General features: G+C 73.2%; 16 protein-coding genes. 9 read left to right on the top strand and 7 right to left on the bottom strand.

The window, feature by feature from the left end:
- Nucleotides 1-3: 3 nt before the first annotated feature.
- Nucleotides 4-1,836, top strand: coding sequence for a phospholipase C (locus ACMATS_RS09850; protein WP_414167699.1), 1,833 nt, complete (start codon nt 4-6; stop codon nt 1,834-1,836).
- A 114-nt stretch (nt 1,837-1,950) separates the two neighbouring features.
- Here the strand turns inward: ACMATS_RS09850 and ACMATS_RS09845 are convergent, their stop codons facing one another.
- The gene (locus tag ACMATS_RS09845) at nt 1,951-2,331 is read right to left on the bottom strand and encodes a BlaI/MecI/CopY family transcriptional regulator (protein ID WP_391151063.1); all 381 of its coding nucleotides are present in this window, start codon (nt 2,329-2,331) and stop codon (nt 1,951-1,953) included.
- Between the two features lie 301 nt (nt 2,332-2,632).
- Here ACMATS_RS09845 and ACMATS_RS09840 point away from each other — a divergent pair, with 301 nt between their 5' ends.
- Entirely contained in the window at nt 2,633-4,573 is a 1,941-nt protein-coding gene (locus ACMATS_RS09840; RefSeq protein ID WP_414170688.1) for a transglycosylase domain-containing protein, read from the top strand.
- Nucleotides 4,574-4,586: 13 nt separating this feature from the next.
- Here ACMATS_RS09840 and ACMATS_RS09835 read toward each other — a convergent pair whose 3' ends face one another.
- Nucleotides 4,587-5,882 (bottom strand): hypothetical protein, encoded by a 1,296-nt coding sequence (locus ACMATS_RS09835; RefSeq protein WP_390778258.1) that lies wholly within the window; start codon nt 5,880-5,882, stop codon nt 4,587-4,589.
- A 51-nt stretch (nt 5,883-5,933) separates the two neighbouring features.
- Nucleotides 5,934-6,659, bottom strand: a complete 726-nt coding sequence (locus tag ACMATS_RS09830) for an aminoacyl-tRNA hydrolase (protein WP_414167698.1) — start codon at nt 6,657-6,659, stop codon at nt 5,934-5,936.
- 22 nt (nt 6,660-6,681) lie between these two features.
- On the opposite strand from ACMATS_RS09830, the gene ACMATS_RS09825 reads away from it, so the two are divergent.
- From ACMATS_RS09825 to ACMATS_RS09815, 3 genes are read left to right on the top strand one after another with little or no spacing between them, the layout of a single operon-like run.
- Nucleotides 6,682-7,542 (top strand): ABC transporter ATP-binding protein, encoded by an 861-nt coding sequence (locus tag ACMATS_RS09825; protein WP_414167697.1) that lies wholly within the window; start codon nt 6,682-6,684, stop codon nt 7,540-7,542.
- The gene (locus ACMATS_RS09820) at nt 7,539-8,204 is read left to right on the top strand and encodes an ABC transporter (protein WP_414167696.1); all 666 of its coding nucleotides are present in this window, start codon (nt 7,539-7,541) and stop codon (nt 8,202-8,204) included. Before ACMATS_RS09825 ends, ACMATS_RS09820 begins: the two co-directional genes overlap by 4 nt.
- Before the next feature lie 4 nt (nt 8,205-8,208).
- Complete coding sequence (locus ACMATS_RS09815; RefSeq protein WP_414170874.1) at nt 8,209-8,343, top strand: hypothetical protein; 135 nt, start codon at nt 8,209-8,211, stop codon at nt 8,341-8,343.
- Between the two features lie 11 nt (nt 8,344-8,354).
- Here the strand turns inward: ACMATS_RS09815 and ACMATS_RS09810 are convergent, their stop codons facing one another.
- Both ACMATS_RS09810 and zapE read right to left on the bottom strand, forming a co-directional pair.
- Nucleotides 8,355-9,140, bottom strand: a complete 786-nt coding sequence (locus ACMATS_RS09810) for a polysaccharide deacetylase family protein (protein ID WP_414167695.1) — start codon at nt 9,138-9,140, stop codon at nt 8,355-8,357.
- Between the two features lie 84 nt (nt 9,141-9,224).
- Nucleotides 9,225-10,355, bottom strand: a complete 1,131-nt coding sequence (zapE, locus tag ACMATS_RS09805) for a cell division protein ZapE (protein ID WP_414167694.1) — start codon at nt 10,353-10,355, stop codon at nt 9,225-9,227.
- A 71-nt stretch (nt 10,356-10,426) separates the two neighbouring features.
- On the opposite strand from zapE, the gene ACMATS_RS09800 reads away from it, so the two are divergent.
- Entirely contained in the window at nt 10,427-11,212 is a 786-nt protein-coding gene (locus tag ACMATS_RS09800; RefSeq protein WP_414167693.1) for a pyrimidine reductase family protein, read from the top strand.
- A gap of 180 nt (nt 11,213-11,392) precedes the next feature.
- Complete coding sequence (locus tag ACMATS_RS09795; protein ID WP_390778250.1) at nt 11,393-11,872, top strand: indole-3-glycerol phosphate synthase; 480 nt, start codon at nt 11,393-11,395, stop codon at nt 11,870-11,872.
- A gap of 120 nt (nt 11,873-11,992) precedes the next feature.
- On the opposite strand, the gene ACMATS_RS09790 is transcribed toward ACMATS_RS09795, so the two are convergent.
- Complete coding sequence (locus tag ACMATS_RS09790; RefSeq protein ID WP_390778249.1) at nt 11,993-12,697, bottom strand: ABC transporter ATP-binding protein; 705 nt, start codon at nt 12,695-12,697, stop codon at nt 11,993-11,995.
- Nucleotides 12,694-13,758, bottom strand: coding sequence for an ABC transporter permease (locus ACMATS_RS09785; RefSeq protein WP_414167692.1), 1,065 nt, complete (start codon nt 13,756-13,758; stop codon nt 12,694-12,696). The genes ACMATS_RS09790 and ACMATS_RS09785 overlap by 4 nt, the downstream gene beginning before the upstream one ends.
- 155 nt (nt 13,759-13,913) lie before the next feature.
- Here ACMATS_RS09785 and ACMATS_RS09780 point away from each other — a divergent pair, with 155 nt between their 5' ends.
- Both ACMATS_RS09780 and ACMATS_RS09775 read left to right on the top strand, forming a co-directional pair.
- Nucleotides 13,914-15,116 (top strand): sensor histidine kinase, encoded by a 1,203-nt coding sequence (locus tag ACMATS_RS09780; RefSeq protein WP_391151076.1) that lies wholly within the window; start codon nt 13,914-13,916, stop codon nt 15,114-15,116.
- Nucleotides 15,113-15,769 carry a response regulator gene (locus ACMATS_RS09775; protein WP_390778246.1) on the top strand — a complete coding sequence of 219 codons (657 nt, stop codon included), beginning with the start codon at nt 15,113-15,115 and terminating at the stop codon, nt 15,767-15,769. Before ACMATS_RS09780 ends, ACMATS_RS09775 begins: the two co-directional genes overlap by 4 nt.
- The last annotated feature ends 14 nt before the right edge of the window (nt 15,770-15,783 follow it).

The following is a 15,783-nucleotide window of genomic DNA, read 5'->3' as shown; positions in this document are numbered from 1 at the left end:
AACATGGCCGGCAGACCTGTCGCCAGACGTGCAGCAGCACTTGCCGGGGTCGCCGCGGCCCTGGGCGTGACCGCAGGGGCCGCGGCACCGGCACCCCCGGTGCCCGTGACCACGGCGACACCGGTCAGGCACCTGGTGGTCGTCTACGACGAGAACATCTCCTTCGACCACTACTTCGCGACCTACCCCCACGCCGCCAACACCGACGGCACGTCCTTCACCGCCACCCGCGGGACCCCCGCCCGCGTCGACAACCTGCGCACCGCCGGGCTGCTGCGCCGCAACCCCAACCAGTACCCGCCCCGGCGGCTGGGCCCCGACCGGGCCATGACCTGCGACCAGAACCACAGTTACAGCCCCGAGCAGTACGCCGCGAACGGCGGCCGGGCCGACCGGTACGTCCAGTACACCGAGACCAGCACCTGCTCCGGACCGCTCTACGGCGAGCCCGGACTGGTGATGGACTACTACGACGGCAACACCGTCACGGCTCTGTGGAACTACGCCCAGCACTACAGCATGAGCGACCGTTTCTTCGGCACCGTCTACGGCCCGTCGACGCCCGGCGCCGTCAATCTCGTCTCCGGCCAGACGCACGGCGTGATCTCCACCGACCCGGCGTCCGGCACCGAGTACCCGCGGCAGACACACACCCCGGACCGGTCCGCCGTGACCGTGCCCGACGCCAAGGGCGTGGGCACGCTGACCGAGGACCCCGACCCCGCCTACGACGACTGCTCGGGCAACGACCACACCGCCCGCAGCGCCCTGGCCGCGCTCACCGGGCGCAACGTCGGCGACCTGCTCAACGCCAAGGGCGTGACCTGGGGCTGGTTCCAGGGCGGCTTCCGGCCGAGCACCGCGTGGGACGGCAAGTCCGGGCACTACGCGCGCTGTTCGGGCACGGCGCACGCCAATGTGGGCGGCGCCCGGGTGATCGACTACTCGCCGCACCACGCACCGTTCCAGTACTACCGCTCCACCGCCAACCCGCACCACCTGCCCCCGGCGTCCGTCGCCGAGATCGGCCACGGCGGGCGGGCCAACCACGCCTACGACCTGGCCGACTTCGACGCGGCCCTGCGGGCGGGCCGGCTGCCCGCGGTGAGCTTCCTCAAGGCCCCCGCCTACCAGGACGGGCACGCGGGCTACTCCGACCCCCTCGACGAACAGCACTTCCTGGTGGAGTGGATCAACAAGATCCAGAGCGGGCCGCAGTGGCGGGACACGGCGGTGGTCGTCGCCTACGACGACTCCGACGGCTGGTACGACCACGTGTACGCGAAACCGCTGAACGGCTCGCGGATCCGCAGCAAGGCGGCGGGAGGCAGGCCGACGGACGCGTCCGCGTGCCAGAACGGGCCGACGCCGGTGGGGAGGTTCGCGGGCCGCTGCGGGCCGGGGCCGCGGCTGCCGCTGCTGGTGATCTCCCCGTACAGCAAGCCTGGCACGGTGGACCACACGCCGACGGAACAGACCTCGATCCTGCGCTTCATCGAGGACAACTGGCACACGGGCCGGATCGGGGGCGGGGCGTTCGACGAGCGGGCCGGTTCGCTGGCGCACCTCTTCGACTTCGCGCACCCGAACGGGGAGCGGGTGCTGCTGGAGCGGGACGGCTCGGTGAAGTCGGTGCAGCGGGGAGCGGCCGCGCCGCCGCTCGGGGCGCCGCCGGGGTCCGCCGAGCGGTGGGCACCGGAGCCGGCACCGCGTCCGCACGGGCTGCGGTCGGCCGTCGCGGCCGGCGCGGTGGCCGTGGGGGCGGTGAGCGGGGCGGTGGCGCTGGCGGTCCGACGCCGGGGCGCCCCAAAGGGGCGCGGGGAACTGCGCGACTAGCCACGACGCGCCTGCAGCCGAGGTCCCCGGGGTTTCGCCCCGGACCCCTGGGGTGGTGCGTCGGCTGCGGGCCGGTGGGGGCTTGTCGCGCAGTTCCCCGCGCCCCTTACGGGGCTAAGGCAACAGCTCGCGCAGCAGGCCCGCATCCGCCGCAGTGAGACCGCCCGCGAAGCGGGCGAGCACGACCTCGCGGTCCGCCCTGGCGTCCAGGATCCGGTGCATGCCCCGCGCAGCGAGCCCCGCCTCGTCCGTCACCGGCGCATACGCGTAGGCCCGCCCGCGCGGCGTCCGCGTGAGGACGTCCTTGGCGTGCAGCCGGGACAGGATCGTGACCACGGTGCTGTACGTCAGCTCGCCCGGCAGCGTGTCCTGCACCTCGCGCGGGGTCAGCGGGGCGCCCGCCCGCTGCAGTGCGGCGAGGACCTCGCCCTCCAGCGCTCCGTTGGCGCGGCGGCGGCCGCGGCGCACCGCGGCGACAGGGGTGGCCGCTTGCATCGTCGGGGGGTTCCTTCTGCCGGTCTTCCACCTCTACAGGGCTGTAGAGGGACCTCAGCAGTGTAAAGGACGGATATGAAAGACTCTGCCCGTCATCGAGCAGTAGATGTACAGACGGATGTTCGGACGAGGTCGGGGTCAACCGGTGGTCGAGCGGCGAGAGAGGGCACGCAGCCGGCGTGCCCACAAGGACTTCAGCCCTGCCCGCGGCGGCCGCACCGGCAGCCGCCGCAAGGCGAGGGCCGGCAGCCGGTTCGCATGGCTCGCCAGGTTCGCGCCCCTCGTGGAGCGCCTGCGCCGGATGCGTCCCGCCTACCCCCGGCCCGGCCGGACCGGGTTCCGCCGCTGGGTGCCGTCCTGGCGCCAGGTGCTCGGCCTCTTCGGCGCCGGCTTCGGCACGCTCGTCGCCGCCGTCGGCGTCCTCTACGTGCTGACCGACATCCCCACCGACCTCAACGCCTCCGCCACCCAGCAGGACAACGTCTACTACTGGGCCGACGGCACCGAGATGGCCCGCACCGGCGAGGTGAACCGGCAGGACACCTCGCTGGACAAGGTCCCCGAGAAGGTGCGCTGGGCGGCCGTCGCCGCCGAGAACGAGACCTTCTACACCGACAGCGGCATCTCGCCCCGCGGCATCACCCGCGCCATCACGAAGATGGTCACCGGCGGCGACACCCAGGGCGGCTCCACGATCACCCAGCAGTACGTGAAGAACGCCTATCTCAACCAGCAGCAGACCCTCACCCGCAAGTTCACCGAGATGTTCATCGCGATCAAGCTCGACAACAAGATGAGCAAGTCGGACATCCTGGAGGGCTACCTCAACACCAGCTGGTACGGGCGCGGTTCCTACGGCATTCAGCGCGCCGCCCACGCCTACTACAACAAGGACGTCTCGCAGCTCGACCCGAGCGAGGGAGCGTTCCTGGCCTCGCTGCTCAAGGGCGCGGGCATGTACGACCCGGCGGTCGGACCGAAGAACCACGAGCGGGCCGTCGAGCGCTGGAAGTGGATCCTCGACCGGATGGTCGTCATCGGGAAGCTCACGCCCGAGGAGCGGGCGAAGTACACGACCTTCCCCGAGCCCAAGGCCCCGCCCAAGCCGGCCGGGCTGACCGGGCAGGTCGGCTATCTCGTCGACACGGCGCACGCGTATGTGAGCGCCCATACCGACGTCTCCGACGCCGACTTCGACCTCGGCGGCTTCCAGATCCACACCACCTTCGAGAAGCCGAAGGTCGACGCGCTGAACAAGGCCATCGTCGCCGTCCGCGAGCAGCGGCTCGACCCGGGGAAGCGGGACGCCGACAAGAACGTGCGGATCGGTGCCGCCTCCGTCACCACCGACGGGCGCATCGCCGCCCTCTACGGCGGCCCCGACTACCTCAAGCAGGGCTTCAACGACGCCAATTCGGGCGTCGTCCCGGCCGGGGGCACCTTCACGCCCTTCGTCTACGCCGCCGGTCTCCGCGACGGCATCCAGCGCGAACGCAACGGGGCCCGCACGCCCGTGAGCCCCGGCACCCTCTACAACGGGGACAACAAGGCGGCCGTCCGCACGCCCGAGGGGCCGTACTGGGACCGGGCCGGAAAGAAGGCCAAGACGGTCAACGAGGGCGGCAAGTCCTGGGGGAACATACCCCTCAAGGAGGCCGTCGTGCAGAACGTCAACTCCCCAATCGTGCAACTGGGCATGGACGTGGGCCTGGACCGGGTGAGCCGGACGGCCGTGCAGGCCGGGCTGCTGGAGGAGAGCCTCGGCCCGCAGGTGCCCGGCTTCTCCCTCGGCACCACCCGGCCCAGCGCCATCCGCCTGGCGGGCGCGTACGCCACCTTCGCCGCCCAGGGTCTGCACAGCGAGCCGTACTCCGTCGACCGGCTCAGCCGCAACGGCGACGCCGTCAAGGTGGAGAAGCCCACCGCCGACCGCGTGCTGCCCGCGAGCGTCGCCGGGGCCGTCGACGACGCCCTGCACGACGTGGTCAAGCGCGGCACCGGGGGCACCGCCAAGGCGGCCGGACCCGATGCCGCGGGCAAGACCGGCACCGGGCCGGACGACAAGTCCGCCTGGTTCGCGGGCTACCGGGGCAAGCTGGCCACCGCGATCTCGCTCTCGCGCATCGACCCCAAGAGCCAGGAACTGCTCCCGCTCACCGGCATCGGCGGCACCGCCGCGTCCGTGACCGGCAGCACGTTCCCCATCGACATCTGGACGGCGTACATGACGGCCGTCAAGTGACCGTAGTCCACCGTTACTTGAGGAACGTCTTCCAGTCCGGCGACTGCGCCGGGTCCAGCGTGCGCAGCTTCGCCAGCACCTTGGGGTCCTGGACGTCCAGCCAGTCGGCCACCTGGCGGAAGGACACGCAGCGCACCCCGTCCCGGCGGCACACGCTCTGCATGACGTCCTCCATGGCCTTCATGTAGATGCCGCCGTTCCACGTCTCGAAGTGGTTGCCCATGAACAGCGGTGCGCGGCTGCCGTTGTAGACGCGCTCGAAGCCGTTGAGATAGCCGTCGCGGGTCGTCTTCTCCCACTCGGCGTACTTCGCGGGGTCACCCTTGGTGCTGTCGCCGGACTGGTTGTAGAGGAAGTTGAAGTCCATGGAGAGGACTTGGCGGTCGCTCTTCGGGTAGGGGAGCAGCTGCAGCGGGAAGTTCCAGACGCCGTCGGTCTTCGACGGCCATATCTGGAAGTCGCCCGGGGAACTGGCGTCGTAGCGCCAGCCCATCGACTTCTCCACGGGTATCAGCGCCTTCTGCCCCTCCAGGCACGGGGCGCGGCCGCCCACCAGCTCCTTCTTGTAGTCGAAGGGCAGGGGGGCGACGTCCTTGAAGCCGGTGTTCGTCTTCCAGTTCTGGACGAAGGAATACGACTGGTCGATCTCCTTGCGCCATTCGTCGGACGTCCAGTCGCGGCCGCCGCCCGTGCCGCAGAAGTGGCCGTTGAAGTGTGTGCCGATCTCGTTGCCGTCGAGCCAGGCGCCGCGCAGCTGTTCCAGGGTGTCCTTGATGTGCGCGTCGGAGGTGAAGTCGATGTCCGCCGCGCCCTGTTTGTGCCGGGGCGCCTGGTAAAGGCTCCGCTTGGCGTCGGGCAGCAGGTAGATGCCGCTCAGGAAGTACGTCATCTGCGCGTTGTACTTCTTACCGGCCTCGCGGAAGTGGGAGAAGAGCTTGTCGTCGTTCTCCAGGGCGCCGTCCCAGGAGAAGACGACGAACTGCGGGGGCTTTTCGCCTGGTTTGAGCTTCTCGGCCTTGGGCACGTGGGGCTGCGGGCCGGTGAAGGACGTCGAACCGTCCCCGAGCACCTTGACCTTGCCGTCCCACGGCTCGTCCTGGCCGTCGGCGCCGCCCTCCGGGCGGGCCTTGGCCTGCGCGGTGGAGGCGGCATTGCCCGTACGGCCCGAACCGTCGGAGCCGCCCGTCAGCAGGCCGACCGCGAGGGCGGTGACCAGGGCGGCGGCGCCCACGGCCGACGCCGCGCAGAGGGTCGTCTTCTTCGAATATTTAGGCGGCTTCGCCCTTTTCGCCCGCTTCCCCCTTGGCAACGTCGAACTCCCTGACGCCAGTACGGATGTTCCGCCGCCAGTATCACAGGCCTATGTGACAGTTCGGTCGCGAAGGTCCGGGTGGTCCGCGACCACCGTGCACGAGCCGGGAGCGATCTCGGTGAAGCCGGCGTCCCGCACCACGGGCAGCCCGCTCGACGTGAGCCGCACCCAGCGGGCCGCGTCCGCCGTCCGCACGGACAGCGCGAAGCCGTCCTCCTGCCAGGCCTTGCGGGCCGCCCCGTCCAGCGCCCACCACGCCAGCTGGGCACCGTGCCCGGCCTGGGCCATGGCCTTGCCCGCCGACATGTCCAGCTCCGGATTCAGCCACAGCACCGGCCGCGCGGGGTCCGGCGCCGCCGGGGGCTCCGGATCGTCCAGGTCCGTGCCCGACACCTGGAGCTTGACCAGCTCCTTCGGCCAGCCGTCCAGAGGCACGGGCGGGAAGACCCGCACCTCGGCCCCGGCCCCGTGCACCGTGATGCCCGGCAGCCCCGACGCCTTGCGCCACTCCGCGCCGCGCGCCCTGCGCACCACCTTGCGGATGCGGGCGTCCTGCCAGTCCCGCACGGCCTGCGCCCACGCGCCGTCCTCGCCGGTCGCGCGCTCGTCCGACAGCAGCATCAGCACCGCCCGCGCCGCCGTCTCCAGCGCGTCCGTGCGGGCCGGGGGAGCCGTCTTCTCGATCCGGACCACCAGCGGCAGCACGAACTGCGGTGCGCCGTCGCGCGGATCAGTCGTGGCGGGGATCTCGTCGGGGGTGTCAGGGCTGGTCACACCCTCACGCTACCGTGAGGCCATGAGGCTGATGGGGGTCGGTCGCCGCTACGGAGTCGGCGGACCGTGGGTGCTGCGCGGCGTCGATCTCGACGTGCCGGCGGGAACGCTGCTGCGGATCGAAGGAGCCAACGGCAGCGGCAAGTCCACGCTGCTGCGGCTGCTCGCGGGCATCGACGCCCCGAGCACCGGCCGCATCGTGGACCGCCCCCGCACCGCCTATGTCCCCGAACGCTTCCCGTCCGCGCTGCCGTTCACCGCGCTCGGCTGGCTCACGCACATGGGCCGCGTGCAGGGCCTGGGCCGCGCGGCCGCGGCCACTGCGGGCCGCGACTGGCTGGAACGATTCGGCGCGGGCGGCCACGCCCGCACCCGCCTCGCCGAACTCTCCAAGGGCATCAGCCAGAAGGTGGCCGTCGCCCAGGGCCTGCTGGGTGCCCCCGGCCTGCTCGTCCTGGACGAGGCATGGACGGGCCTCGACCGGGCCTCGCGCACCGTCCTCGACGACGCGGTACGGGACCGGGTGGCGGCCGGGGCGTCAGTGGTGTTCGTCGACCACGACCCGCGCCGCCTGGCCGGTTCCGCTCACGCGGGGTACCGGGTGGAGGCGGGGCGGCTGGTCGGGGCTCCCGTACCCGGCGGGGTCCCCGCGGGTCCCCGTATCTGCATCGAGGCCCAAGCCCCGCCCGGCGGCGAGCCGTTGCCCGCCGGACTTCCCGGTACTCCGTGCCGGGAACCGGCTCCCGGCGGGGTCCGGCTGACCGTCGCCGCCACACACTCCGACGCACTGCTCCGGGCGCTCCTCACCGCCCAACCCCCTTGGCACGTCCGGGCCGTGGCGGCCCTGGACCCCGGCATCCACGAAGAGGAGCCCCGCCCGTGATCCCGTTGCTCGGCTATCAGGCGGCCCTGCTGCTGCGCTCGCACCGCTGGCTGCCGCCGTTGCTGTTCTACGGCGCCGTCATGGCCGTCGGGCTGCAGAGCGGCCAGCCCGTCCTCGACTCCTTCGGCTGGGCCGCCGCCGTGCTCGTGCCCGTCGCCGCCTGGTTCGTCCGGGTCTGCGTGACCAACGAGCCCGACGCGGCGCGCAATTGTGCTGTCGCGGCGGTCGGCCCCTGGCGGGTGCACCTCGCCGGGGTGCTCACCGCCCTGCTCGCCTCGACCGTGCTCGCCGTCGTCGGCACGGTCGTCGTCGCCGCGATCAGCGACCCCCGCAGCGCCGACCACCGCGTGGACATCCCCCTCCTGTCCGCCTCGGTGGCCGGACTGACGAGCGCGCTGGCGTGCGCGCTGCTCGGCACGGGCGTGGGCGCGCTCTGCAACCGGCCGCTGCTGCGCAGCACGGCGTGGGCGGTGCCCTCGACCGTCCTCGCCGCACTGGTCGTGACGGTCGCCACGGGGTCACCCGCCAACGCCGCCGTGACCGGGCTGGTCACCGGCTCCCGGGACGGGACCGTCACCGTGCCGCTGCTGCCGCTCTGCATCGCCGCCGTGCTCGTGGCGGGGGCCACCGCGGTGGCGTGCGCGGTCAGTGCGCGACGATAGGGACATGAACGAGCACCGCCCCCTCGCCGACTGCGTGCAGTGCGGCAAGCCGACCGAGTACCCCGCGGAGCAGCCGGGCATCACCCTCTGCCCGGTCTGTGAATGGCAGGAGGCCCAGCGCCTGGCCTGTTCGGGCTGACCGGCCGGCCCTCAACTCCCGTCGCGGATCAGCTCCGAGACCCGTACCAGCTCGTACCCCCGCGCCCGCAACTGCGGCACGATCTGCCGGACGGCCTCCTCCGTCGCCGGGGCCGCGCTGCGCGTGCAGTGCATCACGACGACCGAGCCGGGCCGGACCTTGTCGAGCACCTCGGCGGCCACCGGCCCCGCCTGCTCGGCGAACGCGTCGCCGCTCACGACGTCCCACTGCACGGCCGTCACCCTCGTCGGCCCGAGCTCGCGCAGCACCGCATCGGTGTGACAGCCGCCCGGGAAACGGAAGTACGGCACCGTGCGCGCGACTCCGGCACGCCGGAAGGCGTCGAAGGCACGCTCCACATCGGCACGGGCGGTGCCCGGCGCGACGGCCGGCAGGCCGAAGCAGGGTGCGGAGAACGCGTGATGGGTGTACGAGTGGTTGCCGACCTCGAACAGCGGGTCGTCGCCGAGGGATTTGGCCTCGGCGGGGTACTGGTCGGCCCACATGCCCGTCATGAAGATGGTGGCGGGCACCTTCAGCCGGCGCAGCGTCGCGATGAGGGCGGGATTGTCGAAACGCTCACCGCGCGCGGCACGCGCGCGTTGATCGACCGTCATATCGGCATCGAAGGTGAGGGCGACACGTTTGGGACCGTCGCGCTTGCCGTGCGTGAAGACGGGGACGGGGCCGATGGAAGGGGTAGGGGAAGGGCTCGGTGGGGGAGGTGTGTGGCTTTCGCCGCCGCAGCCGGCGAGCACACAACTCAACAGCACAGCAAGCACGGTGACCCGAAGCACCCGCGCACGGTACCGCGCGCCCCGTAAGGGGCGCGGGGAACTGCGCGATCAGCCACCACCGACCCGCAGCCGAAGAACCGCCCCCTACACCCCGTACCGCTCCACGAGCGGCTTCGCATCGCGCGCCAGCGCGGTCAGCCGGGAAATGGCCCGGAAGTACTTCTTCCGGTACCCGCCCAGCAGCATCTCCTCGCTGAACAGCTCGTCGAACGGCCTCCCGGAGGCCAGCACCGGCACCTCGCGGTCGTAGAGCCGGTCCGCCAGGACCACCAGCCGCAGCGCCGTCGACTGGTCGGGCACCGGCTCGACGCCGGTCAGGCACACCGCGCGGATGGAGTCGCACATGGCGCCGTAGCGGCTCGGGTGGACCTTGGAGAGGTGGGCGAGCAGGGAGGGGAAGTCGTCGAGCGAGGCGCCCTCGGCCGCGTGCGCGACGCGCTTGACGGTCTCGTCGTCGTACGGCGCCGGGGCCTGCGGCAGACCGCGGTGACGGTAGTCCTCGCCGTCGATGCGCAGCGGGCGGAAGTGGGCGGAGAGGCCCTGGATCTCGCGCAGGAAGTCGGCCGCGGCGAACCGGCCCTCGCCGAGCTTGCCGGGCAGCGTGTTGGAGGTCGCGGCCAGGGCCACCCCCGCCTCGACCAGCTTGCGCAGCAGGCTGGAGACGAGCACGGTGTCGCCCGGGTCGTCGAGCTCGAACTCGTCGATGCACAGCAGCTTGTGGCCGCTGAGCGTCTGAACGGTCTGCTGGAAGCCCAGCGCGCCGACGAGGTTGGTCAGCTCCACGAAGGTGCCGAAGGCCTTCTGCGCCGGCTCGGCCGGGGCGGCGTGCCAGAGCGAGGCCAGCAGGTGGGTCTTGCCGACGCCGTAGCCGCCGTCGAGGTAGACGCCGCGCGGACCGGAGGCCGCGGCGGGCTTCGCCTCGCGCCGGAACCAGCGCTTGCGGGCGCCGCCCTCGCCCGCACCGCCGCCGAGCCCGGCCGCGAAGCCGCCGAGGACGGTGACGGCCTCGGCCTGGCTGACCTGGTTCGGGTCGGGGATGTAGGTGTCGAACCGCACGGAGTCGAAGCGCGGCGGCGGCACCATCTCGGCGACCAGACGGTCGGCCGGTACGTGCGGGGCGCGCGAGGTCAGCGCCACCGGGGCGGTGGCGGACTCGCCTATAGGACCGTTGACGGACCCGGAGGCATCGGCAGGTGATGCGGTGGAGGATGACACAGCTGTCCAGCGTAGCTGCTGTGGGAGCCGGGACGGCCACGTGATCAGCGACCCATGTCACACTGCGGCCTATGCGACGCCTGTTCCCCTCCCCGCTCAGCCCCGCCGACCTCGACGAGCGCGAATGGGGGCTGGACGAGCTCGCCGACTTCTACGCCTACCCCGACGCCCCGCCCGCGCAGGGCAGGGCCTGGCTGCGGGCCAACATGGTCTCGTCCCTGGACGGCGCCGCCCACCACGAGGGGCGCTCCCAGCCGCTCTCCTCGGACGCCGACATGCGGATCTTCGGCACCCTGCGCGGGCTCGCGGACGCCGTCGTGGTCGGCGCCGAGACCGTACGGCAGGAGGGCTACCGGCCGGCGCGGGCCCGGGAGGCGTTCGCGGCGCGGCGCGCGGCGCTCGGACAGGGCCCGGCGCCGGTGATCGCGGTGGTGAGTGCGGGGCTCGGCCTGGACTTCTCGCTCCCCCTGTTCACCTCTCCGCTGGTGCCGACCATCGTCCTCACGGGCGCGGAGGCGCCGGCCGACCGGGTGGCCGCGGCCCGGGCGGCGGGTGCCGAGGTGGTCGTGGCGGGCGAGGGGCGGGGCGTGGACCCCGCGCTGGTGCCGGGGGCGCTGGCGGAGCGGGGGCTGACCCGGCTGCTCACCGAGGGCGGCCCGCGGCTGCTCGGGCAGTTCGCCGCGGCGGGGGTGCTGGACGAGATGTGCCTGTCCCTGGCCCCGATGATGGCCGCGGGCAGCGCGCCGCGGATCGCGGCCGGGCCGCATCTGGAGGTGCCGGAGCGGTTCGCTCTCGGTTCGGTCCTGGAGGAGGACGGCTTCCTCTTCACCCGCTACACCCGGCACCAAAGGATCTGAAGGATCTGACAATCGGCGGAATTTATCGTTCCGCTTCGCATCCGCTGGGCAGAATGGGGATCAGACGCGAGTCAGACGCTCCCCCGAGGGCACGGGATCAAAACAGGCGGGCTCGGGGGGAGCACGCGCAGGATGGTTTCTGTTGGGCCCGGTGGCCCACGGAGAAGAAGGGCGCCCACCGTGTTCACGAGCGTATTGATGATCGAGCAGCCGCTGTCCGCCACAGACGTCGAGTTCGTCACCACGCTGCACGAGGACGACATGTCCTTCGTGGTCCTCATGCGGCCCAGAGGCAACGAGGACCGGCTGTTGCGTGCCATCGACGACGTCGCCCTCGGTGAGCTGGAGCAGGCCGTCCACGAGGCCGACGAGCCCGAGGGCGAGGACGCGCTACGGCCCGCCGCGGTCGCGCTGGAGCACTCGCTGCGCGCCCTGCGGGCGGCGGGCTGCGAGGCGGTGGGCCAGATCATCGACAACCACCCGCTCGACCTGCTGCGCTCCGTCGTCGAACAGACCCACGCCGACGAGGTGATCGTGCTGACCGCTCCGCACCTGGTCGAGGAGTTCTTCCACCGCGACTGGGCGTCGCGGGCGCGGCACAAGGTGGGGGTGCCGGTGCTCAAGCTCTACGCTCACGCAGAGGAAGAGAGCGCCCCGTAAGGGGCGCGGGGAACTGCGCGACCAGCCACCACCGCCGACCCGCAGTCGACGCACCGCCTCAGGGCCCGGGAACTTCGGCCGCAGGCGCGTCGTGGCTGCTCGCACAGTTCCCCGCGCCCCTTACGGGGCGCTCAGCCGGCCGTCCGTCATCGTCAGCACCCGATCGGCCCGGCCCAGCAGCCCGCGGTCGTGGGTGACCAGCACCGTCGCCGTGCGATGCCGCCGCGTCACCTCGGCCAGCAGGGCCGTCACCTGCTCGCCCCGCTCGTGGTCCAGCGCCGACGTCGGCTCGTCCACCAGCAGCACGGACGGCCCGGTGCACAGCGCACGGGCGATGTTCACGCGCTGCCGCTCGCCCCCGGACAGCTGGTGCGGGCGGCGGCGCCGCTCGGCCGCGTCCAGACCGACCGACTCCAACAGCTCCTCGGCCTGCGCGCGGGCGGCCCGGACGTTGCCGCCGCGCAGGTGCTCGACCGCCAGCAGCTGTTCCACGGCCGTCAGCGACGGCAGCAGGTTCGCCTGCTGGAAGACGATGCCGACCTGCTCCCGCCGCAGCCGCGTCCGCTCCCGCTCACCCAGGCCCGCCGTGTCCCGGCCGGCCACGACGACCCGGCCCGCGTCGGGGCGCAGCAGAGTGGCGGCCACCGCCAGCAGGCTGGACTTCCCCGAGCCGGACGGGCCCACGACGGCCACGAGTTCGCCCGGCGCCACGGCCAGCGAGACCGCGTCGAGCGCGGTGAGCGTGCGGTCGCCGTCGGGATAGGTGAGGGTGACCGACTCCAGGGCGAGGGCCGTGGCGGTCGTGGTGGCGGTCGTGGCGGTCATCGGGCTGCTCCCAGGGCGGTCAGCGGGTCGACGGAGGTGATGCGGCGTACGGCGAGCACGGAACCGGCCAGGCCCAGCAGCACCATCGCCGCCACCGGGACGGCCACCGTGGCCGCGCCCAGCTCGAAGGGCACGGCGGCGGAGGCCAGCCATCCGCCCACGACCCCGGCCGCGCCGCCCAGCGCCGTTCCCGCGACCAGCACGGCCAGCGCCTGGGCGAGGGCGTCGCGCACGAGGTAGCCGCTGCTCGCCCCGACCGCCTTCAGCACGGCGATGTCCGGGCGGCGCTGCACGGTCCACACCGTGAAGAAGGCCCCCACCACCAGCGCGCTCACCACGAACAGGAAGCCCTGCACCAGCTGCAGCGTGCCGTGCTCGGCGGCGTACCCGTCGATCCCGTCCAGGGCGTCGGCGAGCGGCACGGCCTCGGTGGTCCGGGCCGCCGTCCCCGCCGGCTTGCCGCCGCCGGTGACGGCGAGCGCGGTCGGCTGCTGCTGGTGGGAGACCCGCTGCCAGGCGGGGAGCGTGGTCCAGACGCCGGGCGCGTGACCGTGGCTGCGGTCGGCCGTCAGCCCCGAGACGGTCAGCTGCTCGGTGCCGAGGGCGACGGTGTCGCCGATGCGCAGGCTGCTGTCGCGGGCCAGGCGCTCGCTCACGGCCACCGAGCCGTCGCCGGGCGCCGACCCGCGGACGAGAGCGGGGCGCAGCCGCTCGGAGGTGCCGAAGACGCTCACGGACGAGGCCTTGCCGTGCGCCGTCAGCCGGGTCATCGCCACGCCCAGCGGCTCGGCCGACGTCACTCCGGGCGCGGCGCGCCAGGCGGCGGTCTGCGGGCCGTCCACGGTGCTGTTGGTGAACGACACCTCCGGCGCGGCCCCGGCGGGGGCGCCGAAGACGATCCGGTCCGCCGGCAGCCCCGCGACCGCGGACGTGGCCTCGCGGGCCAGGCCGCCGGTCAGCCCGTAGAGGAAGACCACGAGCGTGGTGATGAGTGCGACGACCGTGCCCATCAGGGCGAACCGCCCCCGGGCGAAACGGATGTCGCGGAGTGCGACGAACACGAAGAGGACCTTTCCAGGCTTCGGATGGGGTGGTCTCCACCGTCGCGTGTGCGCGCTCCCGGCGGTATCGGGAAGGGGAGTGGTCCGGAAATCAACCGAAGGGTTGACGGTCCCGGGGGAAAGCGCCCGGGCAGGAGGCCCGTACGCTCGACGGGGTGAGCAGAACCAGCCCCCCGCCCGCGCCCGCGGCCCCCGACGTGCCCTCGCTGCGGGTGGTCCGGCTCGCCGTGCACATCGCGTTCTACGCGCTGCTCGCCGTGGCCCTGGGGCCCGCCCTGCTCGGGGAGGAAACCGCGCTCGTGCTGCTGCCGGGCGCGGTGCTGGCCGCGGTGTACGCGGCCGGGGTCGTCCGGCACCGGGACCGTCCCGTGCCGTGGCTGATCGCCGTCACCGCCCTGTGGCTGGTGCTGCTGGCGATGGACCCGCGCTCCAGCTACGTCGCCTTCCCGCTCTTCTTCCTCTACCTGCACGTCCTGCCGGTGCGCCGGTCGCACCCCGCGATCGCCGCCGCGACCGCCGCCGTCGTGGCCGCACAGGCCGCGGCGCCCGGCGGCCTCACCGCGGCCAAGGTGATCGGCCCGGTGGCCGGCGCCGCGGTCGCGATCATGACCGGGTACGGCTACGCCGCGCTGTACCGCGAGAGCCAGAAGCGGCAGCGCCTGATCGACGACCTGGTGCGCACGCGCGACGAACTCGCCGCTGCCCAGCGCGAGGCGGGCCGCCTCGCCGAGCGGCAGCGGCTCGCCCGCGAGATCCACGACACCCTCGCCCAGGGCCTGTCCAGCATCGTCCTGCTCGCCCGCGCCGCCGAGACCGCGCCCGGCGCGGCGGCCCGCGCCCGGGTCCGCGAGATCGGCCGCACCGCCGCGGACAACCTCGCCGAGGCCCGCCGCTTCGTCCAGGCCCTCACCCCGCCCGCCCTGGAGGACGCCCCGCTGCCCGAGGCCCTGCGCCGCACCACCGCGCGCACCGTGCCGGGCGCCGTCTTCCGCGTGGACGGCGAGCCCTGCCCGCTGCCCGTCGAGACCGAGGTGGCCCTGCTGCGCCTGACCCAGGAGGCCCTCGCCAACGTCGCCCGCCACGCCCGCGCCGAGCACGCCGCGGTGACCCTGGCCTACCTGGACGGCCAGGTGGCCCTGGACGTGTACGACGACGGCGTGGGCTTCGTCCCCGGCGAGATCCCCTCCGACGGCCGCCGCACGTTCGGCCTGCACGGCATGCACGAGCGCATCGCGGAACTGGGCGGCACCCTGACGGTGGAGTCCGCCCCGGGCGAGGGGACGGCGGTGGCGGCGGTGGTGCCGGTGGGTTCCGCTGCCGGGGCGCAGGTCGCCGCGCCGGGGAGGGCGGCCGCATGAGCGTCGTCACCCCCGTCCGGGTCCTGCTCGTCGACGACCACCCCGTCGTCCGCCGCGGCCTGCGCGCCATGGTCGACGAGCTGCCCGACGTCGAGGCCGTCGGCGAGGCGGCCGACGGCGCCGAGGCGCTGCGGCTGCTCGACGCGCTCGGCGCGGGCGCCCGCCCGGACGTCGTCCTCATGGACCTCCAGATGGGCGCGGGCATGCACGGCGTCGAGGCCACCCGGCACATCACCGCCCTGCCCTCCCCGCCCGCCGTGCTGATCCTCACCACCTACAGCACCGACGCCGACATCCTCGCCGCCGTCGAGGCGGGCGCCACCGGGTACCTGCTCAAGGACGCGCCCCCCGAGGACGTCGCCGCCGCCGTGCACGCCACGGCCCGCGGCGAGACCGTCCTCGCCCCGCCGGTCGCGGCCCGGCTGCTCGGCCGCGTCCGGGCGGGCGGCCGGCCCACCCTCTCGCCGCGGGAGACCGAGATCCTGGGACTCCTGGCCGAGGGCCTGGCCAACCGGCAGATCTCCCGCCGCCTGTTCATCAGCGAGGCGACGGTCAAGACCCACCTCGTGCACATTTACGGGAAGCTCGGCGTGGACAGCCGCACGGCGGCGGTGACGGCGGGCCTGGCGGCCGGGTTGATCCGCCCCGTCTGACGGGTGCGAGAATC

Source organism: Streptoverticillium reticulum (assembly GCF_047456005.1).
Lineage (GTDB): Bacteria > Actinomycetota > Actinomycetes > Streptomycetales > Streptomycetaceae > Streptomyces > Streptomyces reticulum.
The sequence above is the reverse complement of the archived record's forward strand: the minus strand, read 5'-3'. Positions and strand labels throughout refer to the sequence as shown.